At 68.3% G+C, this 20,883-nt stretch carries 17 protein-coding genes and 1 tRNA gene; all 18 read left to right on the top strand.

All coding sequences use genetic code 11. From position 1 onward, the window contains the following. Positions 1-100 precede the first annotated feature (100 nt). The 18 genes from O7614_RS30080 (at position 101) to rpsJ (ending at position 20,883) form a co-directional block, all read left to right on the top strand. Positions 101-173 (top strand) — tRNA-Trp (locus tag O7614_RS30080). Positions 174-386: 213 nt separating this feature from the next. Then, positions 387-779: a preprotein translocase subunit SecE gene (gene secE, locus O7614_RS30075; RefSeq protein ID WP_269682297.1), complete on the top strand. Its 393-nt coding sequence runs from the start codon at positions 387-389 to the stop codon at positions 777-779. A 39-nt stretch (positions 780-818) separates the two neighbouring features. Next, positions 819-1,541 (top strand): transcription termination/antitermination protein NusG, encoded by a 723-nt coding sequence (gene nusG / locus O7614_RS30070; RefSeq protein ID WP_088987561.1) that lies wholly within the window; start codon positions 819-821, stop codon positions 1,539-1,541. A gap of 186 nt (positions 1,542-1,727) precedes the next feature. Continuing rightward, a complete protein-coding gene (gene rplK, locus O7614_RS30065) occupies positions 1,728-2,159 on the top strand; it encodes a 50S ribosomal protein L11 (protein WP_278141730.1) in 432 nt (143 codons plus the stop codon). Positions 2,160-2,237: 78 nt separating this feature from the next. Further along, positions 2,238-2,954, top strand: coding sequence for a 50S ribosomal protein L1 (rplA, locus tag O7614_RS30060; RefSeq protein ID WP_278141729.1), 717 nt, complete (start codon positions 2,238-2,240; stop codon positions 2,952-2,954). A gap of 80 nt (positions 2,955-3,034) precedes the next feature. After that, positions 3,035-3,925: an ABC transporter ATP-binding protein gene (locus O7614_RS30055; RefSeq protein WP_278141728.1), complete on the top strand. Its 891-nt coding sequence runs from the start codon at positions 3,035-3,037 to the stop codon at positions 3,923-3,925. Continuing rightward, the gene (locus O7614_RS30050; protein WP_278141727.1) at positions 3,922-4,611 is read left to right on the top strand and encodes a hypothetical protein; all 690 of its coding nucleotides are present in this window, start codon (positions 3,922-3,924) and stop codon (positions 4,609-4,611) included. Before O7614_RS30055 ends, O7614_RS30050 begins: the two co-directional genes overlap by 4 nt. Before the next feature lie 339 nt (positions 4,612-4,950). Further along, positions 4,951-5,496 carry a 50S ribosomal protein L10 gene (gene rplJ, locus O7614_RS30045; protein ID WP_278141726.1) on the top strand — a complete coding sequence of 182 codons (546 nt, stop codon included), beginning with the start codon at positions 4,951-4,953 and terminating at the stop codon, positions 5,494-5,496. Between the two features lie 55 nt (positions 5,497-5,551). Then, positions 5,552-5,941, top strand: a complete 390-nt coding sequence (rplL, locus tag O7614_RS30040; RefSeq protein ID WP_203149819.1) for a 50S ribosomal protein L7/L12 — start codon at positions 5,552-5,554, stop codon at positions 5,939-5,941. Between the two features lie 568 nt (positions 5,942-6,509). Beyond that, positions 6,510-9,941 carry a DNA-directed RNA polymerase subunit beta gene (locus O7614_RS30035; RefSeq protein WP_278141725.1) on the top strand — a complete coding sequence of 1,144 codons (3,432 nt, stop codon included), beginning with the start codon at positions 6,510-6,512 and terminating at the stop codon, positions 9,939-9,941. 80 nt (positions 9,942-10,021) lie between these two features. Further along, positions 10,022-13,909 carry a DNA-directed RNA polymerase subunit beta' gene (locus O7614_RS30030; RefSeq protein WP_278141724.1) on the top strand — a complete coding sequence of 1,296 codons (3,888 nt, stop codon included), beginning with the start codon at positions 10,022-10,024 and terminating at the stop codon, positions 13,907-13,909. A gap of 94 nt (positions 13,910-14,003) precedes the next feature. Then, entirely contained in the window at positions 14,004-14,372 is a 369-nt protein-coding gene (locus O7614_RS30025) for a hypothetical protein (RefSeq protein WP_278141723.1), read from the top strand. A gap of 501 nt (positions 14,373-14,873) precedes the next feature. Beyond that, positions 14,874-15,296: a hypothetical protein gene (locus O7614_RS30020; protein ID WP_278141722.1), complete on the top strand. Its 423-nt coding sequence runs from the start codon at positions 14,874-14,876 to the stop codon at positions 15,294-15,296. Between the two features lie 504 nt (positions 15,297-15,800). Then, positions 15,801-16,175 (top strand): 30S ribosomal protein S12, encoded by a 375-nt coding sequence (gene rpsL, locus O7614_RS30015; protein WP_007465318.1) that lies wholly within the window; start codon positions 15,801-15,803, stop codon positions 16,173-16,175. A gap of 1 nt (position 16,176) precedes the next feature. Further along, positions 16,177-16,647, top strand: coding sequence for a 30S ribosomal protein S7 (rpsG, locus tag O7614_RS30010; RefSeq protein ID WP_007465317.1), 471 nt, complete (start codon positions 16,177-16,179; stop codon positions 16,645-16,647). Positions 16,648-16,721: 74 nt separating this feature from the next. Then, entirely contained in the window at positions 16,722-18,818 is a 2,097-nt protein-coding gene (fusA, locus tag O7614_RS30005) for an elongation factor G (RefSeq protein ID WP_278141721.1), read from the top strand. Positions 18,819-19,030: 212 nt separating this feature from the next. Next, complete coding sequence (gene tuf, locus O7614_RS30000) at positions 19,031-20,224, top strand: elongation factor Tu (protein WP_145778897.1); 1,194 nt, start codon at positions 19,031-19,033, stop codon at positions 20,222-20,224. A 350-nt stretch (positions 20,225-20,574) separates the two neighbouring features. Then, complete coding sequence (gene rpsJ, locus O7614_RS29995; protein WP_007073037.1) at positions 20,575-20,883, top strand: 30S ribosomal protein S10; 309 nt, start codon at positions 20,575-20,577, stop codon at positions 20,881-20,883.

Here is a 20,883-nt window from a genome sequence, read left to right as displayed (position 1 = left end):
CGGTTGGGAAAGTCGGGGGGCTACCCGTACACTGGTCCGCCGTGGGGCAAGTGACCCCTGCTCGGTCGTCTGTGGCCGCGTGGGGCGAGTGTTGCCGCATAGGGGTGTAGCTCAATTGGCAGAGCAGCGGTCTCCAAAACCGCAGGCTGCAGGTTCAAGTCCTGTCACCCCTGCGCCTCAGGCCTGACCGTTCCCGTGGGTCGCGTCGCCACCTTGGCGGCGTCCGGCCCGTGGTGGTGGCATCGGCGGGGTGGTTCCGAGGCAATCGGGCCCTCCGGATGATCCACCGGCCGCGGCCCGTCGCGGGACGGTTAGGCCCGGCCGGCGTGACCAGCGCCGCGTACGCCACTCGGCGTGCGACCCGAGATTCCGCGACGGAGGGCGAAGTGGCCGACAACAAGCGGCACGGCGAGGACGCCGGCGACGATCGTCTGGATGACGAGATCGTCGACGACGTAGCCGACGACGACGCCACCGGCGCGGACGAGCCGGTTTCCCGGGGCGGCACCGCCACGCGGTCGCGCGCCCGGGCAGAGTCGGCGGACAGCCGGCCGACCACCCGGTCGGAAACGGGACGGGTGGGCGTGTTCGGCCGCATCGCCCGGTTCTTCCGCGAGGTCGTAGCCGAACTGCGTAAGGTCATCTGGCCGACCCGCAAGGAGTTGCTGACCTACACCGCCGTGGTGGTGACGTTCGTCGCGGTGATGCTGACGATCGTCGGCGTGCTGGACTACGGCTTCGCCAAGGTCGTGCTGTTTGTCTTCGGCAACTCGGACTGACCGGCTGCCTCCAGCCGATAGTGACGGAAGTGAGCGAGCGTGCCTGAGTACGACGAGACCGCCGGACCGGTGGACGAGCAGTCCACGGTCGCGACGGCGGCTGGTGACGAGTCGGTTGAGGCCGCCAGCGAGCCGGAGTTCCCAACGACCGAGCCCGCACCGGACGAGGATTACGACGCGGTCGCCGAGCTGAGGCAGAAGCTGCGTTACGCGCCGGGTGACTGGTATGTGGTGCATTCGTACGCCGGCTACGAGAACAAGGTCAAGACCAACCTCGAAACCCGGATCACGAGCCTCGACATGGAGGATTTCATCTACCAGGTCGAGGTGCCGACCCGGGAGGAGGTCGAGGTCAAGAACGGTAAGCGTTCCCAGATCCAGGCCAAGGTCTTCCCGGGCTACATCCTGGTCCGGATGGAGCTGACCGCCGAGTCCTACTCGTGTGTCCGGAACACCCCGGGCGTGACCGGCTTCGTCGGCGCGACCGACCGGGCCGACCGGCCCGCCCCGCTCTCCCTCGACGAGGTGCTGAAGTGGCTGGCGCCGGCCGTCGAGACCGAGCAGAAGAAGGCGAAGCCGGAGATCAAGGTTCTCGACTTCGAGGTGGGCGACTCCGTCACCGTCACCGACGGTGCCTTCGCGTCGCTGCCGGCCACGATCAGCGAGATCAACGCCGACCAGCAGAAGCTCAAGGTGCTGGTGTCGATCTTCGGTCGCGAGACCCCGGTGGAGCTCAACTTCAACCAGGTCGCCAAGATCTGACTGGTCGTCGGCGGCGGGTCCGGCCCGCCGCCGACGTCGGCGTAGCCCTCCCGCTCGACCTCGGCGGACGAGCGGGCTGCGGCCTGCGCTACTCTTGAATGTCGCCGCTGTCGCACCGCGCTGACCGTGCGCGCTCCGAGGGCGGCGACAGCCGCATTTTCCCAGCTCCAAGCCCCAGGAAGTGACATGCCTCCGAAGAAGAAGCTCGTCAAGACGTTCACGCTTCAGCTGCCGGCGGGCCAGGCCACGCCGGCCCCGCCGGTCGGCCCCGCGCTCGGCCAGCACGGCGTGAACATCATGGAGTTCTGCAAGTCCTACAACTCGCAGACCGAGTCCCAGCGGGGCGACATCGTCCCCGCCGAGATCAGCGTCTACGAGGACCGGTCCTTCACCTTCGTGCTGAAGACCCCGCCCGCTGCCCGGCTGCTGATCAAGGCCGCCGGTGTGCAGAAGGGCTCGGGTGTTCCGCAGTCCGAGAAGGTCGGCTCGGTCAGCCGCGCCCAGCTGCGTGAGATCGCCGAGAAGAAGATGGCCGACCTCAACGCCAACGACCTCGACCAGGCCGAGAAGATCATCGCCGGCACCGCCCGGTCGATGGGCATCACCGTCAACGACTGACGTCGGCCCAGGCCGTCGACCCGACCGTGGGAGGGCCCGCGCCGAGCGGCCCGCCAGAGACCACAGGAGTAATCAGCAATGCAGCGTAGCAAGAGCTACCGCAAGGCCGCCGACGTCATCGACCGGTCGAAGCTCTACACCCCCTCCGAGGCCGTGAAGCTGGCCAAGGAGACCACCAACGTCAAGTTCGACGCCACGGTCGAGGTCGCCATGCGCCTCGGCGTCGACCCCCGCAAGGCGGACCAGATGGTCCGCGGCACGGTCAACCTGCCGCACGGCACCGGTAAGACCGCCCGCGTGATCGTGTTCGCCGGCGGCGCGAAGGCCGAAGAGGCCGCCGCGGCGGGTGCCGACGAGGTGGGCACCGACGAGCTGGTCGCCCGCATCCAGGGTGGATGGCTCGACTTCGACGCGGCGATCGCCACGCCGGACCAGATGGCCAAGATCGGCCGGATCGCGCGGATCCTGGGCCCGCGCGGTCTCATGCCGAACCCGAAGACCGGCACGGTGACCATGGACGTCACCAAGGCGGTGCAGGACATCAAGGGCGGCAAGATCACCTTCCGGGTGGACAAGCACTCCAACCTGCACCTGATCATCGGCAAGGCCTCCTTCACGGAGAGCCAGCTGGTGGACAACTACGCCGCGGTGCTCGACGAGGTGCTGCGTGCCAAGCCGTCCGCGGCCAAGGGCAAGTACCTCCGCAAGGTCATCCTCACCACCACGATGGGCCCGGGCGTTCCGGTCGACCCGAACCTGGTGAAGAACCTCCGTGAGGACTCGGCCGAGGCCTGAGCCGACAGTTCGCTCCGCCGGGGCGCCGCCACGACTGTGGCGGCGCCCCGGCGCGTTCCTGCTGTGGCAGGCTCGACGCCATGCGACTGGAGAACGTCTGGCTGCGGTACCACCGGCGGGGGCCGTGGGTGCTGCGGGGCGTCGACGTGCGGATCGGTCCGGGCGAGGTGGCGGTCGTGCTGGGCCGCAACGGGGTGGGCAAGTCGACTCTGCTCCAGGTGGCGGCCGGGGTGCTCCGGCCCGACCGGGGCCGGGTCACCGACCGGCCCGCCCGGGTGGGCTGGGTGCCGGAGCGCTTTCCCGCTGACCAGCCGTTCACCGTGACCCGGTACCTGACCGGGATGGCCCGGGTGGCCGGGCTGGAGAGGGCGGCGGCCGACGAGGCGGTGGCCTCCTGGACCGATCGGCTCGGGCTGTCCGCCTTCCGCTCGGTCCGGCTGCCGGAGCTGTCCAAGGGCACCGCACAGAAGGTGGGCCTGGCCCAGGCGATGCTGCGCCCTCCGGGCCTGCTGGTGCTCGACGAGCCGTGGGAGGGGTTGGACGCCGCGACCCGTGAACTGGTGCCCGAGCTGATCGACGAGGTGCTCGCCGGCGAGGGGGCTGTCCTGGTCAGCGACCACCGGGGGGAGACGGTCCGGCTGCCGGCCGCGCGCCGCTGGTCGGTGGCCGACGGTTCGCTGACCGAGGAGACGACCACCGCGGACGAGACGCTCGCGGTGGTCGAGGTCGCGGTGCCGGCCACGCGGGTCGCCGGCACCGTCGCCCGGTTGCGCGCCGAGGGACATCAGATTCTGCGGGTACGCGTCGACCCCTCCGCCGCAGCACCATCGGCGCGACCCGCCGATCCGCTCCGGGAGGCCGGTGCCGCCCGACCCGCTGAGCCGCCGCCGCAGGGCGTTGGGGAACCGACAGCGGAGCAACCGGAGGCTGCCGGCGCGGGGATCGAGCCGGCAGTGGGGGAGGCCAGGTGACCGCCCTGATCCGGATGCGGCTGGCGGGTTTCCTGCGGACCGGACGCGCGGTGGCACCGCTGCTCGCCGGCCTCGTCATTCTCGGCACCCTCTACGGCGGCGGCCGCGCCCAGCCGGCGGAGGCGTACGGCGTCTCGGCCGTGGTCCTCTTCCCGGTTGTCGCCTGGCAAACCAAGATCCTTCTGGATGTGGAGCCGGACGTCCAGCGCAGGCTGGCACAGGTGGCGGTGGGGGTGGCCCGCGAGCGGGCGGCCGGGCTCCTCGCGGCCGGCGTGGCAGCGCTGGTGACGGTGGCCGTCGCGCTGCTGTTCCCGTGGTTGGTCGGCGGGGTCTCCGGCCCGGTCGACCCGGGGGACCGGTCGATCCCGGTGGGGCTGGCACTGGGGTTGTGGGCGCACCTGCTCGCCGTACCCGCTGCGGTTGCTCTCGGTGCGTTGGCCAGTCGGGCCTCGGCGGGCGGGGCCGGGTACGGCGTCGCGGTGCTGGCCCTCGGCGGCGTCGGCGCGGTGGTGCTCGGCCTGAGCGGCTCGGTGGTCCCCTGGCTGGCACCGCCGATCATGGCCGCCGCCCGCACCACCGGAGGCAACGCCGCCGCGCTCACCCTGCTGGGGCTGAGCGGGTGGGCGTTGGCCTGGAGCGCCGCGGTGGTCGGCGGCTACCTGTGGCGGCGGCGGGCGCAGGGCTGACCGGCGGCGGGGTCGTGACGTGGCTCACCAGGCGTGATTTGGTGCTGGTGGCCTGGGCGCGTATTCTTCACCCGTCATCCGTGTTCTCATGGATGAGGAACCACCCAGAGACCGCTGGTCACCGTGCTTCGGCACGGTCGAAGGTCCCGCGACACCGGGCGACCCGCGCAGGGCGGCAAGCGTAACTCGGCAGTGAACATGGTCCGCCGACCGTGATGATCTGCCGGCCCTCGCCCCGTGCGCCCTGCGCCGGGGCTTTTTCGTTGTCGCGCTGCCTCCGCCCCCGTCCCGGCTTCGGCTGTGACGGGGACCAGCCTCGAGTAACGAGAGAGGAGGGACATGGCGGACAAGCCGATCCGGGCCGACAAGGCCACGGCCGTCGCTGAGCTGACCGAGAGCTTCCGCAGCTCGGGCGCCACCGTGCTGACCGAGTACCGCGGTCTGACGGTTTCCCAGCTCACCCAGCTTCGGCGCTCGCTCGGCGCCGATACCAGCTACATGGTCGCGAAGAACACGCTGGCGAAGCGTGCTGCGACGGACGCGGGCATCACCGGCCTCGACGAGCTGTTCACCGGTCCTACCGCGCTGACTTTCGTTTCGGGCGACGTCGTCGAGGCGGCGAAGGGGCTTCGCGACTTCGCGAAGGCCAACCCGAAGCTCGTCATCAAGGGCGGTGTCTTCGAGGGCCGGGCCATCACTGCGGCCGAGGTCACGAAGCTTGCCGACCTGGAGTCCCGCGAGGTGCTGCTGGCCAAGCTGGCCGGCGCGATGAAGGGCAACCTGAGCAAGGCCGCGGCCCTGTTCCAGGCCCCGCTGTCGAAGACCGCCCGTCTGGCGGCTGCACTGCAGGACAAGCGCGAGAAGGAGGGCGCCGAGGCGGCCTGACGGCTCCCACGGCGCACCAGTTCTTACTTATCAGCATTAGGAAAGGACGCCAGACATGGCGAAGCTCAGCACCGACGAGCTGCTCGACGCGTTCAAGGAGATGACGCTGATCGAGCTCTCTGAGTTCGTGAAGCAGTTCGAGACCACCTTCGAGGTCACCGCTGCCGCTCCGGTCGCGGTTGCCGCTGCCGGCGGTGGCACCGGTGGCGCCGCTGCCCCGGCCGAGGAGGAGCAGGACGAGTTCGACGTCATCCTCGAGGCTGACGGTGGCAAGAAGATCCAGGTCATCAAGGTCGTGCGTGAGCTGACCGGCCTGGGCCTCAAGGAGGCCAAGGACGCGGTCGAGTCCGCGCCGAAGGCCATCCTGGAGAAGGTCAACAAGGAGACCGCCGAGAAGGCGAAGGCCAAGCTCGAGGGTGAGGGCGCCAAGGTCACCCTCAAGTGACCTGAGCTCCATCGGCGCGTACCCGGCTCGTGAGCCGGGACACGAATCGCGTTGCGGCGGGCGGTGATCCGACACGGATCGCCGCCCGCCGTGTTGGTGGATCTGGTGTCGACCGGCTCTGAGCTGGGCTCGGACGACCGGCGAGGCTGACCCGAACGAGCGTGGCGGGTCGCCCTGCAGTGGGAAAGAACGGGCGACCCGGATACCGGCCCTTGACGCGGCCCCGGCCAGCCAGGCACGCTGACACCAGCAAGACACCGCGCTTGCGACGGCCACGACGTGGGTATGACAACGGCGGCACCAACGGCCGTGTCGACCCGAGCGGCCCAGTGGGGACGTTGCGTTCTGAGCGGCCCGGCACACCCGGTTGAGGGGGCCGAGGCGCGTTCCGCAAACAACCTGCGGGGTGGGCTGGACAGCGGTTAGCCTCTCGGCTACACTGCTAGTTTGCGCTGCCTTCCGACTTGACCCCTGCTCGGAAATGTCCGGTTACGGATATTTCTGGTGGGGTCATTGGAGTGCACGCGTACCAGCCGTTCTGCAGCACCGGTCCTCGGAAGGACGCATCTTGGCAGCTTCCCGCCCTGCGAAGACCAGTCGTACGTCGAGCGCATTCGCTCCCCGCCGAGTTTCATTCGGCAGGATCACCGAACACCTCGAGGTCCCCAACCTCCTTGCCATCCAGAACGAGTCCTTCGACTGGCTCGTCGGCAACGAGGCTTGGCAGGGCCGGTCGGCGGACGACCCGCACGCACGCTCGGGTCTCGCGGAGATCCTTGAAGAGATCAGTCCCATTGAGGACTTCTCCGGCACCATGTCACTTTCCTTCTCGGCACCGCGCTTCGACGAGGTCAAGGCCTCGATCGAGGAGTGCAAGGAGAAGGACCTGACCTACTGCGCTCCGCTCTTCGTGACCGCGGAGTTCACCAACAACACCACTGGCGAGATCAAGAGCCAGACGGTGTTCATGGGTGACTTCCCGATGATGACGCCCAAGGGCACCTTCGTCATCAACGGCACCGAGCGCGTGGTGGTCAGCCAGCTCGTCCGGTCTCCGGGCGTGTACTTCGACAAGCAGCCGGACAAGACCTCCGACCGCGACCTCTCCAGCGTCAAGGTCATCCCGAGTCGGGGTGCCTGGCTGGAGTTCGACATCGACAAGCGCGACACGGTCGGCGTACGCATCGACCGCAAGCGTCGGCAGGCCGTCACGGTCCTGCTCAAGGCCATCGGATGGTCGGCCGAGCGGATCCGTGAGCGGTTCGGCTGGTCCGAGCTGATGATGACCACGCTCGAGAAGGACCACATCGCCGGCGCCGACGAGGCGCTGCTCGACATCTACCGCAAGCTGCGCCCTGGCGAGCCGCCGACGCGCGAGAACGCCCAGACCCTGCTCGACAACCTCTTCTTCAACCCGAAGAGGTACGACGTCGCCAAGGTCGGGCGCTACAAGTTCAACAAGAAGCTCGAAGTCGACGTGCCGATCACCACTGGCACGCTGACCGAGGACGACATCGTCGCCACCGTGGAATACCTCTGCCGGCTGCACGCCGGTGAGGAGGGCTACGAGGCCGACGACATCGACCACTTCGGCAACCGTCGCCTGCGCACCGTGGGTGAGCTGATCCAGAACCAGGTTCGGGTCGGCCTGTCCCGCATGGAGCGGGTCGTCCGCGAGCGGATGACCACGCAGGACGTCGAGGCGATCACCCCGCAGACCCTGATCAACATCCGCCCGGTGGTGGCGGCGATCAAGGAGTTCTTCGGGACGTCGCAGCTGTCCCAGTTCATGGACCAGACCAACCCGCTGGCGGGCCTGACCCACCGGCGTCGGCTGAGCGCGCTCGGCCCGGGTGGTCTGTCCCGGGAGCGGGCCGGCTTCGAGGTCCGCGACGTGCACCCGTCCCACTACGGCCGGATGTGCCCGATCGAGACGCCGGAAGGCCCGAACATCGGCCTGATCGGCGCGCTGTCCACCTTCGCCCGGGTCAACCCGTTCGGCTTCATCGAGACGCCGTACCGGAAGGTCGTCGAGGGTCGGGTCACCGACCAGATCGACTACCTGACCGCGGACGAGGAGGACCGGTTCGTCAAGGCCCAGGCCAACGCGCGCCTGAAGGCTGACGGCACGTTCGCCGAGGACCGGGTGCTCTGCCGTCGTAAGGGCGGCGAGACCGAGGACGTCGTCCCCGGTGCCGTCGACTACATGGACGTCTCGCCCCGGCAGATGACCTCGGTCGCGACCGCCATGATCCCGTTCCTCGAGCACGACGACGCCAACCGGGCACTGATGGGCGCGAACATGCAGCGCCAGGCGGTGCCGCTGGTCAAGGCCGAGGCGCCGCTCGTGGGTACGGGCATGGAATACCGGGCCGCGGTCGACGCCGGCGACGTGGTGGTCGCCGAGGTCGGCGGTGTGATCGAGGATCTCTGCGCCGACTACGTCACCATCCACCAGGATGACGGCCACCGCCGGACGTACCTGCTGCACAAGTTCCGCCGTTCCAACGCCGGCTCCTGCGTCAACCAGAAGCCGGTGGTCTTCGAGGGCGACCGCGTCGAGGCCGGTCAGGTCATCGCCGACGGTCCGTGCACCGACGAGGGCGAGATGGCACTCGGACGCAACCTGCTGGTGGCGTTCATGTGCTGGGAGGGCCACAACTACGAGGACGCGATCATCCTGTCGCAGCGCCTCGTGCAGCAGGACGTGCTCACCTCGATCCACATCGAGGAGCACGAGGTCGACGCTCGGGACACCAAGCTCGGTCCGGAGGAGATCACCCGCGACATCCCGAACGTCAGCGAGGAAATGCTCGCCGACCTCGACGAGCGCGGCATCATCCGGATCGGTGCCGAGGTCGTCCCCGGCGACATCCTGGTCGGCAAGGTCACGCCCAAGGGCGAGACCGAGCTGACCCCGGAGGAGCGGCTGCTCCGCGCGATCTTCGGTGAGAAGGCGCGTGAGGTTCGGGACACCTCGCTGAAGGTGCCGCACGGCGAGACCGGCACGGTCATCGGTGTGCGCACGTTCTCCCGCGAGGACGGCGACGAGTTGCCGCCGGGTGTCAACGAGCTGGTCCGGGTCTACGTCGCCCAGAAGCGCAAGATCCAGGACGGCGACAAGCTCGCCGGCCGGCACGGCAACAAGGGCGTCATCTCGAAGATCCTCCCGGTCGAGGACATGCCGTTCCTCGAGGACGGCACCCCGGTCGACATCGTGCTCAACCCGCTCGGTGTGCCGAGCCGGATGAACATCGGCCAGGTGCTGGAGACCCACCTCGGTTGGGTCGCCAAGACCGGTTGGAAGGTCGAGGGTGACGACGCCGAGTGGAAGCGCCAGCTCCGCTCGATCGACGCGCACGAGTCCGAGGGCGACACCAACGTGGCCACCCCGGTCTTCGACGGTGCCCGCGAGGAGGAGATCTCCGGTCTGCTCGAGTCGACCCTGCCCAACCGGGACGGCAAGCAGCTGATCGGTCGTACCGGCAAGGCGCAGCTCTTCGACGGTCGTTCCGGCGAGCCTCTGCCGGACCCGATCGCGGTCGGCTACGTCTACATCCTGAAGCTCAACCACCTGGTCGACGACAAGATCCACGCTCGGTCGACCGGCCCGTACTCGATGATCACGCAGCAGCCGCTGGGTGGTAAGGCGCAGTTCGGTGGTCAGCGTTTCGGTGAGATGGAGTGCTGGGCGATGCAGGCGTACGGCGCTGCCTACGCCCTGCAGGAGCTACTCACGATCAAGTCCGACGACGTGCTCGGCCGGGTGAAGGTCTACGAGGCCATCGTCAAGGGCGAGAACATCCCGGAGCCGGGCATCCCGGAGTCGTTCAAGGTGCTGCTCAAGGAGCTGCAGTCGCTGTGCCTCAACGTTGAGGTGCTGTCCAGCGACGGTGTGGCCCTGGAGATGCGCGAGACCGACGACGAGGTGTTCCGGGCCGCTGAGGAGCTGGGCATCGACCTGTCCCGGCGCGAGCCGAGCTCGGTCGAAGAGGTCTGAGGTGAGCGGTCGGGGGCCGGTTCGCCGGCCCCCGACCCCACCCGAGAATTAGCAGTACAGACGACGACATAGGGGACATAGTGCTCGACGTCAACTTCTTCGACGAGCTGCGCATTGGTCTCGCCACCGCCGACGACATCCGTCAGTGGTCGCACGGCGAGGTCAAGAAGCCTGAGACGATCAACTACCGCACCCTGAAGCCGGAAAAGGACGGGCTCTTCTGCGAGAAGATCTTCGGTCCGCAGCGGGACTGGGAGTGCTACTGCGGTAAGTACAAGCGGGTCCGGTTCAAGGGCATCATCTGCGAGCGCTGCGGCGTCGAGGTGACTCGCTCCAAGGTCCGCCGTGAGCGGATGGGCCACATCGAGCTCGCTGCTCCGGTGACCCACATCTGGTACTTCAAGGGCGTTCCGAGCCGGCTGGGCTACCTGCTGGACCTCGCCCCCAAGGACCTCGAGAAGATCATCTACTTCGCCTCGTACGTCGTGACGAGCGTGGACGCGGAGTCGCGTCACCGTGACCTCTCGACGATCGAGAACGAGATCCTGGCCGAGAAGCGGCAGTCCGAGAACAGCCGCGACTCGGAGATCGAGAAGCGGGCCGCCAAGCTCGAGGCCGACCTGGCCGAGCTGGAGGCCGAGGGTGCCAAGGCGGACGTCCGGCGCAAGGTCAAGGAGGGCGGAGAGCGCGAGATGCGCCAGATCCGCGACCGGGCCCAGCGCGAGATCGACCGCCTGGACGAGGTGCTGGACACCTTCCGCAAGCTGGAGCCGAAGCAGCTGGTCACCGACGAGCTGCTCTACCGCGAGCTGCGCGACCGGTTCGGTGAGTACTTCACCGGTTCCATGGGCGCCGAGGCGATCAAGGCGTTGGTCCAGAACATGGACCTCGACGCCGAGGCCGAGAGCCTGCGGGAGACCATCCGGTCCGGCAAGGGCCAGCGGAAGATCCGGGCGCTCAAGCGACTCAAGGTCGTCGCGGCGTTCCTGAACACCCGCAACTCGCCTCTCGGCATGGTGCTGGACTGCGTCCCGGTCATCCCGCCGGACCTGCGCCCGATGGTGCAGCTCGACGGTGGCCGCTTCGCGACCTCGGACCTGAACGACCTGTACCGCCGTGTGATCAACCGGAACAACCGCCTCAAGCGGCTGATCGACCTCGGTGCTCCCGAGATCATCGTCAACAACGAGAAGCGGATGCTCCAGGAGGCCGTCGACGCGCTGTTCGACAACGGCCGTCGCGGCCGGCCGGTCACCGGCCCGGGTAACCGCCCGCTCAAGTCGCTGTCCGACATGCTCAAGGGCAAGCAGGGCCGGTTCCGCCAGAACCTGCTGGGCAAGCGCGTCGACTACTCCGGCCGTTCGGTCATCGTGGTCGGCCCGAAGCTCAAGCTGCACCAGTGCGGTCTGCCGAAGCAGATGGCGCTGGAGCTGTTCAAGCCGTTCGTGATGAAGCGGCTGGTCGACCTCAACCACGCCCAGAACATCAAGTCCGCCAAGCGGATGGTCGAGCGTCAGCGCCCGGTCGTGTGGGACGTGCTGGAAGAGGTCATCGGCGAGCACCCGGTGCTGCTCAACCGTGCACCGACCCTGCACCGCCTGGGCATCCAGGCCTTCGAGCCGCAGCTGGTCGAGGGCAAGGCGATCCAGATCCACCCGCTGGTCTGCACCGCGTTCAACGCCGACTTCGACGGTGACCAGATGGCGGTGCACGTGCCGCTGTCCGCCGAGGCTCAGGCCGAGGCACGGATCCTGATGCTGTCGTCGAACAACATCCTCAAGCCGGCCGACGGTAAGCCGGTCACCATGCCCACCCAGGACATGGTCATCGGTCTGTACCACCTCACCCACCGCACCGCCGGTGAGAAGGGCGAGGGTCGGGCGTTCAGCTCGGACGCCGAGGCGCGGATGGCCTTCGACAACGGTGAGCTGCACCTGCAGGCGCCGGTGCGGATCCGCCTGCGTGGCGTGATCGGTGTCGACAACGGCGCTGGCTCCGAGGCGTGGACCGCTCCGGAGGGCTGGGTCGAGGGTGACCCGCTGACCATCGAGACGACCCTGGGTCGGGTGCTGTTCAACGAGACGCTGCCGCAGGGCTACCGCTTCGTGAACTACGAGATCCGCAAGGGTCAGCTCTCCGCGATCGTCAACGACCTCGCCGAGCGCTTCCCCAAGGTGGCCCTGGCCGCCACCCTGGACGGGCTCAAGGAGGCCGGCTTCCACTGGGCCACCTGGTCCGGCGTGACGATCGGCATGGAGGACGTCATCGCTCCGCCGCGCAAGGCGGAGATCCTGGCGCGGTACGAGAAGGAAGCCGACCGGATCGACAAGCAGTACCAGCGTGGTCTGATGACCGCCGAGGAGCGTCGCGGCGAACTCATCGAGATCTGGACCAAGGCGACCAACGAGGTCGCCAAGGAGATGGACACCGCGCTGCCGCAGGAGAACCCACTGTGGAAGATGATCAACTCGGGTGCCCGCGGTAACCTGCTCCAGCTCCGGCAGATCGCGGCGATCCGTGGTCTGGTGGCCAACCCGAAGGGCGAGATCATCCCGCGGCCGATCAAGGCCAGCTACCGGGAGGGTCTGTCCGTGCTGGAGTACTTCATCTCCACGCACGGTGCCCGTAAGGGTCTCGCCGACACCGCGCTGCGGACCGCCGACTCGGGTTACCTGACCCGTCGTCTGGTGGACGTCTCGCAGGACGTCATCATCCGCGAAGAGGACTGCGGCACCGACCGGGCGATCCCGATGCAGATCGGCGAGAAGCTGGACGGCAAGCTCGTCGTCCACACCCACGCCGAGACCAGCGTGCACGCCCGGACGCTGGCCGACGACATCAAGGGCCCGGACGGCACCGTGGTGGCCGAGCGCGGCCAGGACATCAACTCCATCGGGGTCGACAAGATCGTCGCCGCCGGCGTGGAGACGGTCCGGGTGCGCAGCGTGCTCACCTGCGAGTCGAAGCTGGGTGTCTGCGCGGCCTGCTACGGCCGGTCGCTGCCGACCGGTAAGTCGGTCGACATCGGCGAGGCGGTCGGCATCATCGCCGCCCAGTCCATCGGTGAGCCCGGTACGCAGCTGACGATGCGTACCTTCCACACCGGTGGTGTCGCGGGTGAGGACATCACCCAGGGTCTGCCGCGTGTTCAGGAAATCTTCGAGGCTCGGGTCCCGAAGGGTAAGGCGCCCATCGCCGACACCCCCGGCCGGATCCGGATCGAGGACGGCGAGCGCTCGCGGAAGATCATCGTGGTGCCGGACGACGGCAGCGACGAGATCGTCTACGACAAGATCTCGAAGCGGGTCAAGCTCCGGACCCACGACGGCGGCCACGTCGCGGTCGGCGAGAAGCTGACCGAGGGCACCATCGACCCGCACGAGCTTCTGCGGATCATGGGTCCGCGGGCGGTCCAGGTCCACCTGACCAGTGAGGTCCAGGAGGTCTACCGCTCGCAGGGTGTGCTCATCCACGACAAGCACATCGAGATCATCATCCGCCAGATGCTCAAGCGGGTGACGGTCATCGACTCCGGCTCGACCGAGTTCCTGCCGGGTGTGCTGGTCGACCGGGCGCTGTTCGAGTCGGAGAACCGTCGGCTCGTCTCGGAGGGCGGCGAGCCCGCCGCCGGTCGTCCGGTGCTGATGGGTATCACCAAGGCCTCGCTGGCCACCGACTCCTGGCTCTCGGCGGCCTCCTTCCAGGAGACCACCCGGGTGCTGACCGACGCTGCGATCAACTCGCGCAGCGACTCGCTGGTCGGCCTCAAGGAGAACGTGATCATCGGAAAGCTCATCCCGGCCGGTACGGGCATCAGCAAGTACCGCAACGTCCGGGTGGAGCCGACCGAGGAGGCCAAGGCCAAGGTCTACTCGATGACCGGGTACCCGGAGACCGACTACGGGTTCGGGCCGGCCGGCGGGCAGGCTGTGCCGCTGGACGACTTCGACTTCGGGTCGTACCGCTAAGCACCAATCACACGACGAGGCCCCCGGTTTCCGCCGGGGGCCTCGTCGTGTCCGGACCCACCCACCTCCGCGGCGAGTTCGGCATGATGGGGGGATGACGACCGCACCCGGGCAGGTGCCCGTCGCGCAGCCGGACCCGCGTCACCCGCTGGACCCGGATCCGGCCCGTGCCACGAAGGCGCGGGCGGTCTTCGCGCTGGGGCTGCTCGGCATGCTGACCGGCCTCTTCATCGGCGGGGTGGTGCCGGCGACGGTGGCGCTGCAACTGGCCCGGCAGGCGCGCCGTGAGGCGTACACCTCGGGGGGTTTCCTGACCGGCGGTGTCTGGCTGCGGCGGGGGGAGCGGATGGCCTGGACCGGTCTGGTGCTGGTCGCGGTCACCGTGGTGATCGCGGTGGTGATCGGCGTGGTCCGGTTGGCCGGCGCGCCGTTCGGTCACGACTACCCGACGAACATGGACTGAGCCCGCCGGTGGCCGCGCCCCGGCGGCGGCGCCCTCGGCGGTAGCCTGGCCGGTGTCCACCGTGCGGCGGTGGTGCCCTTTCGACAGGAGGACCTCGTGACGGATCCGGCGCGGCCCCCTGCGGACGAACCGGCCGGCCCTCCGGACGAGCCGGCCCCTGCCGAGCCGGCCCCTGCCGAGCGGGTTCCGTCGGAGCCGAGTGGCTGGGAGCGACCTGGCCCGAGCGGCGCGCCGCACCCTCCGGTGTCCACGCCGGGTTGGGGTGCGTCGCCCTCTCCCACGCCGCACCTCGGTTGGGGTCCGACCACTCCGACTGGCTTCCACCAGCCGTACCCGGTCTCCGGCACACCGACCCCGGCGCCCCCGGGGTGGGGTCCGCCGTCGTCCGGGCCTGGTGTGCCGGCCGGGTGGGGTCCGCCGTCGTCGGGGGCTGGTGTGCCGGCCGGGTGGGGTCCGCCGTCGGGGCGCGTGCCCGGTTGGGGTGGCATGGTCGGGCATCCGGTGCCGCCTCCCACCGATGACCAGCGCCGACCGCCGAAGCGGGTCGAGACGGTGCCGGGTACGCCGTTCGGTGTCGTGCACCTGGACGTGGCGCCGGTCACATCCGGGCTGGCCATCGGGGCGCTGGTGGCCGGAATCGCGTCGGCAGTGGTGTCCCTGCTGGTGATCTGCTTCGGGGTGAGCTTCGTGGACGACGGCGGGGCGTGGGCCTCCGGGGCGTTCGCGGTGCTCGGAGTGCTGACGGGCGTGGCGGCGGTCGTCATCGGCCTGCTCGGTCAGCGGCAGATCCGCCGGCCGGTCGCGCCGTCCGCGGTCCGTTTCACCGGCCGCGGGTTGGCGGTGGCGGGAATCAGCTGTGGCGTGGCGGGTGGGGTGCTCAGCCTCCTGGGCCTGGGCCTGGCGTTGCTCCTCGCCCTGGCCTGAGGCAGGTCACGTCGCTTCGTACGCCGTCGCGGTCCCGGCGGTGGCTTCCCGGTGCTGGCCGGGGCCGACGGGTGGGCGCGCGGGGAAGCCGGTACACTTGTGTTTGTAGGTGCCCATCGCGGGCGACGGGGCAGGACGAGATCCGGCCGGCGGATGTGAGACAGTCGCCGGGCCATTCCGTTTTGACCTGGGCGGTTGTGGTAGGTACTCTTTCCCCTTGTGCCCGGGCCTGCCCGGGCAACTCGTGCGTGCGCTGTTTCCGGATTCGGGCGGCGGTACGACAAGCCAAGGATCCGGGGCGGGGCGACCCGCACACCGGTGACAAACTCCGATCCGCACGCGAAAGCGTCGCGACGGAGCCGTGACGAGGGCGACACGCCCGACCGCGGGTGCCGGGGTCTCCGTAAGGCGATCCTGGTCGGAATGTAGGAGAGCCGGTCATCAGGCCGGCTAACGAGCAGACGGCGCGGCCGCGGATGCGGCCGAAGGGAGCGGAGAAACCCGGTGCCCACGATCCAGCAGCTGGTCCGAAAGGGCCGCCAGGCGAAGACGACCAAGACCAAGACCCCGGCGTTGAAGGGTTCCCCTCAGCGGCGCGGCGTGTGCACCCGCGTGTACACCACCACCCCGAAGAAGCCGAACTCGGCGCTGCGCAAGGTCGCTCGCGTGAAGCTCAGCAGCCAGATCGAGGTGACCGCCTACATCCCGGGCGTCGGTCACAACCTGCAGGAGCACTCGATCGTGCTCGTCCGCGGTGGCCGGGTGAAGGACCTCCCCGGCGTGCGTTACAAGATCGTTCGCGGCTCGCTGGACACCCAGGGTGTCCGCAACCGCAAGCAGGCGCGCAGCCGTTACGGCGCGAAGAAGGAGAAGAGCTGACATGCCGCGTAAGGGACCCGCTCCGCGGCGGCCACTGGTCGCTGACCCGGTGTACAACTCGCCGCTGGTCACCCAGCTGGTGAACAAGATCCTGCTCCGCGGCAAGCGTCAGCTCGCCGAGTCCATCGTGTACGCGGCCCTCGAGGGCTGCCGCGAGAAGTCCGGCACCGACCCGGTCGTCACCCTGAAGCGGGCGATGGACAACGTCAAGCCGACCCTCGAGGTGCGCAGCCGTCGTGTCGGTGGCGCCACCTACCAGGTTCCGGTCGAGGTCCGCCCGACCCGGGCGACCACCCTGGGCCTGCGCTGGCTGGTCACCTACTCCCGCGCCCGGCGCGAGAAGACCATGGTCGAGCGGCTGATGAACGAGCTGTTGGACGCGAGCAACGGCCTCGGTGCCGCCGTCAAGCGGCGCGAGGACACGCACAAGATGGCCGAGTCGAACAAGGCCTTCGCGCACTACCGCTGGTAACACCCTGGTTCCGGCGCCCACGGGCGCCGGAACCGCCACCAGTTGAGTCGAGACGACGATAAGTAGGGATTGAAGTGGCCGCCGCAGACGCGCTCGCCAACGTACGCAACATCGGCATCATGGCGCACATCGATGCCGGTAAGACCACGACCACCGAGCGAATCCTGTTCTACACCGGTATCACGTACAAGATCGGTGAGGTCCACGAGGGCGCTGCCGTCATGGACTGGATGGAGCAGGAGCAGGAGCGTGGTATCACCATCACCTCCGCTGCTACCAAGTGTGAGTGGAAGGGCCACACGATCCAGATCATCGACACGCCTGGCCACGTCGACTTCACGGTCGAGGTCGAGCGGTCGCTGCGGGTCCTGGATGGTGCGGTCGCGGTCTACGACGGTGTCGCCGGCGTGGAGCCCCAGACGGAGAACGTCTGGCGGCAGGCCGACAAGTACAACGTCCCGCGCATGTGCTTCGTCAACAAGCTCGACCGCACCGGTGCCGACTTCTTCCGCTGCGTGCAGATGATGATCGACCGGCTGAACGCCACCCCGCTGGTGCTCCAGATCCCGATCGGGCTCGAGGGCGACCACATCGGTGTCGTCGACCTGGTCGGCATGCGCGCCCTCACCTGGCGCGGGGAGACCCAGAAGGGTGAGGACTACGCGGTCGAGGAGATCCCGGCCGAGCTGGCCGACTCCGCGGCCGAGTGGCGCGAGAAGCTGATGGAGACCCTCGCCGACGTCGACGACTCGGTGATGGAGAAGTACCTGGAAGGCGAAGAGGTCTCCGTCGAGGAGATCAAGGCCGCCATCCGGCGTGCCACCATCGCCGGCAAGGCCAACCCGGTGCTCTGCGGCTCGGCGTTCAAGAACAAGGGCGTCCAGCCCATGCTCGACGCCGTGGTCGACTTCCTGCCGTCGCCGCTGGACGTCCCCGCGATCGAGGGTACGGCCACCGACGGCGAGACCCCGCTGCTGCGGAAGCCGTCGAACTCGGAGCCGTTCTCCGGTCTGGCCTTCAAGATCCAGACGGACAAGCACCTGGGTAAGCTCACCTACGTGCGGGTCTACTCCGGCACGCTCGATTCCGGTTCGCAGGTGGTCAACTCCACCAAGGACCGCAAGGAGCGGATCGGCAAGATCTACCAGATGCACGCCAACAAGCGGGAAGAGCGTCCGTCGGCGCAGGCCGGCGACATCATCGCCGTGCAGGGTCTCAAGCAGACCACCACCGGCGACACGCTCTCCGACCCGGCGAACCCGGTGATCCTGGAGTCGATGACCTTCCCGGAGCCGGTCATCTCGGTGGCGATCGAGCCGAAGACCAAGTCCGACCAGGAGAAGCTGGGCACCGCGATCCAGCGCCTGGCCGAGGAGGACCCGACCTTCCGCGTCCAGCTGGACGAGGAGACCGGTCAGACGGTCATCTCCGGCATGGGCGAGCTGCACCTGGACATCCTGGTCGACCGGATGCGCCGCGAGTTCAACGTCGAGGCCAACGTCGGCAAGCCGCAGGTGGCGTACCGCGAGACCATCCGCCGCAAGGTGGAGAAGGTCGAGTACACCCACAAGAAGCAGACCGGTGGTTCCGGCCAGTACGCCCGCGTGATCGTGAGCGTCGAGCCGCTGCCACTGGACAACGACTCGCCGACCTACGAGTTCGCCAACGCCGTCAGCGGCGGCCGCATCCCCCGGGAGTTCATCCCCTCGGTGGACGCCGGTGCCCAGGACGCCATGCAGTACGGCATCCTGGCGGGCTTCCCGCTGGTCGGTGTGAAGCTGACGCTGCTGGACGGCCAGTACCACGAGGTCGACTCGTCGGAAATGGCATTCAAGATCGCCGGCTCGATGGTGATGAAGGACGCGGCCCGCAAGGCCGATCCGGCACTGCTCGAGCCGATGATGGCCGTTGAAGTCACCACTCCTGAGGAGAACATGGGTGACGTCATCGGTGACCTCAACTCCCGCCGCGGCATCATCCAGGCGATGGAGGAGCGCAGCGGCGCCCGCATCGTCCGGGCTCTGGTGCCGTTGTCGGAGATGTTCGGCTACGTCGGCGACCTGCGGTCGAAGACCCAGGGCCGGGCTAGCTACAGCATGCAGTTCGACTCCTACGCCGAGGTTCCGCAGAGCGTCGCGAAGGAGATCATCGCCAAGGCAACGGGCGAGTAACGCCCTGAGCAGGTGATTCGTGGTTGGTCGCGGGAGGTTTCACCCGCCCGCGGCCACCACGATCGGATCGCGTGAGACCGGGCCTGTAGGCTTCATCGCCGCAGAACCCACAAAGGCTCTCCGGCCATCTGGCCGGAAAGGCTGTCGACAGAGTCCTAAGCGCCGACCGGCGCGCCGGGCGTACGAACCAAGAAGTCCACAGGAGGACACCAGTGGCGAAGGCTAAGTTCGAGCGGACTAAGCCGCACGTCAACATCGGCACCATTGGTCACATCGACCACGGTAAGACGACGCTGACGGCGGCCATCACCAAGGTCCTGCACGACCAGTACCCGGACCTGAACCCCTACACGCCGTTCGACGAGATCGACAAGGCGCCGGAGGAGAAGGCCCGCGGCATCACGATCTCGATCGCGCACGTCGAGTACCAGACCGAGGCGCGGCACTACGCGCACGTCGACTGCCCCGGTCACGCGGACTACATCAAGAACATGATCACCGGTGCCGCGCAGATGGACGGCGCGATCCTGGTGGTCGCGGCGACCGACGGCCCGATGCCGCAGACCCGCGAGCACGTGCTGCTGGCCCGTCAGGTGGGTGTGCCGTACATCGTCGTGGCGCTCAACAAGAGCGACATGGTTGACGACGAGGAGCTCCTCGAGCTCGTCGAGCTCGAGGTGCGCGAGCTGCTCTCCTCGCAGGAGTACCCGGGTGACGACCTGCCGGTCGTCCAGGTCTCCGCGCTGAAGGCGCTCGAGGGTGACCCGGTCTGGACCGCGAAGCTGCTCGAGCTGATGAGCGCGGTCGACACCGCGATCCCGCAGCCGGAGCGCGAGACCGAGAAGCCGTTCCTCATGCCCGTCGAGGACGTGTTCACGATCACCGGTCGTGGCACCGTCGTCACCGGTCGTGTGGAGCGCGGCGTGCTGCTGCCGAACGAGGACGTCGAGGTTGTCGGCATCCGCGAGAAGGGCTTCAAGACCAAGGTCACCGCGATCGAGATGTTCCGGAAGACCCTGGACGACGCCCGCGCAGGTGAGAACGTCGGCCTGCTGCTGCGTGGTACCAAGCGCGAGGACGTCGAGCGCGGCATGGTCGTCGTGAAGCCGGGCACCACCACCCCGCACACGGAGTTCGAGGCGACGGTCTACATCCTCTCCAAGGAGGAGGGTGGCCGCCACACCCCGTTCTTCCAGAACTACCGTCCGCAGTTCTACTTCCGGACCACGGACGTCACCGGTGTCGTCACCCTCCCCGAGGGCACCGAGATGGTCATGCCGGGTGACAACACGACCATGTCGGTGAAGCTGATCCAGCCCATCGCCATGGAGGAGAACCTCAAGTTCGCGATCCGCGAGGGTGGCCGCACCGTCGGCGCCGGGTTCGTCACCAAGATCGTCAAGTGAACTAGGTAACCCCGATTAGACCCGCCGCCGGTCGTGCGGCATACTAGTCAGGTTGCGTAACGACAGTTCGTCGCCTGTGTTCGGCTTCCGCTGAACCTCCGGGTGGCGAGACAGTCGAGCGTAGGGTGGTTGGCGGCCCAGTCGCCAACCACCCTCGCACGGCGTTCAGGTCGCGGTAATGCGATCGGCGCCTTGACCCACCGCGCGGTCGGCACCGCTCCGGAACGACGGGGCGGAGCTCGGCCCGAGGGCGCGACACGCCCGACCGCGGGGGTCGGCGAAGTGGGCCTGTGCCAGCCGGTACAGGCGCCCGCAACACAGCGGCATCGAGAGAAGGAACAGAAGCCACCATGGCGGGACAGAAGATCCGCATCCGGCTCAAGGCCTATGACCACGAGGTCGTCGACTCCTCGGCTCGGAAGATCGTCGAGACGGTGACGCGCACCGGGGCGCAGGTCGCGGGCCCGGTGCCGCTGCCCACGGAGATCAACCGTTTCTGCGTTATCCGCTCGCCGCACAAGTACAAGGACTCGCGCGAGCACTTCGAGATGCGCACGCACAAGCGGCTGATCGACATCATCGACCCGACCCCGAAGACGGTCGACTCGCTCATGCGCCTCGACCTGCCGGCTGGCGTCGACATCGAGATCAAGCTGTAG

Source organism: Micromonospora sp. WMMD961 (assembly GCF_029626145.1).
Classification (GTDB): domain Bacteria; phylum Actinomycetota; class Actinomycetes; order Mycobacteriales; family Micromonosporaceae; genus Micromonospora.
This window is presented reverse-complemented; position numbering and strand designations above follow the sequence as displayed.

Excerpts from the sequence above, each read along its gene's own strand:
- rplK (WP_278141730.1), top strand. The coding sequence starts at position 1,728 with ATGCCTCCGAAGAAGAAGCTCGTCAAGACGTTCACGCTTCAGCTGCCG.
- rplL (WP_203149819.1), top strand. The coding sequence starts at position 5,552 with ATGGCGAAGCTCAGCACCGACGAGCTGCTCGACGCGTTCAAGGAGATG.
- rplA (WP_278141729.1), top strand. The coding sequence starts at position 2,238 with ATGCAGCGTAGCAAGAGCTACCGCAAGGCCGCCGACGTCATCGACCGG.
- O7614_RS30055 (WP_278141728.1), top strand. The coding sequence starts at position 3,035 with ATGCGACTGGAGAACGTCTGGCTGCGGTACCACCGGCGGGGGCCGTGG.
- O7614_RS30025 (WP_278141723.1), top strand. The coding sequence starts at position 14,004 with ATGACGACCGCACCCGGGCAGGTGCCCGTCGCGCAGCCGGACCCGCGT.
- rpsG (WP_007465317.1), top strand. The coding sequence starts at position 16,177 with ATGCCGCGTAAGGGACCCGCTCCGCGGCGGCCACTGGTCGCTGACCCG.
- rplJ (WP_278141726.1), top strand. The coding sequence starts at position 4,951 with ATGGCGGACAAGCCGATCCGGGCCGACAAGGCCACGGCCGTCGCTGAG.
- rpsJ (WP_007073037.1), top strand. The coding sequence starts at position 20,575 with ATGGCGGGACAGAAGATCCGCATCCGGCTCAAGGCCTATGACCACGAG.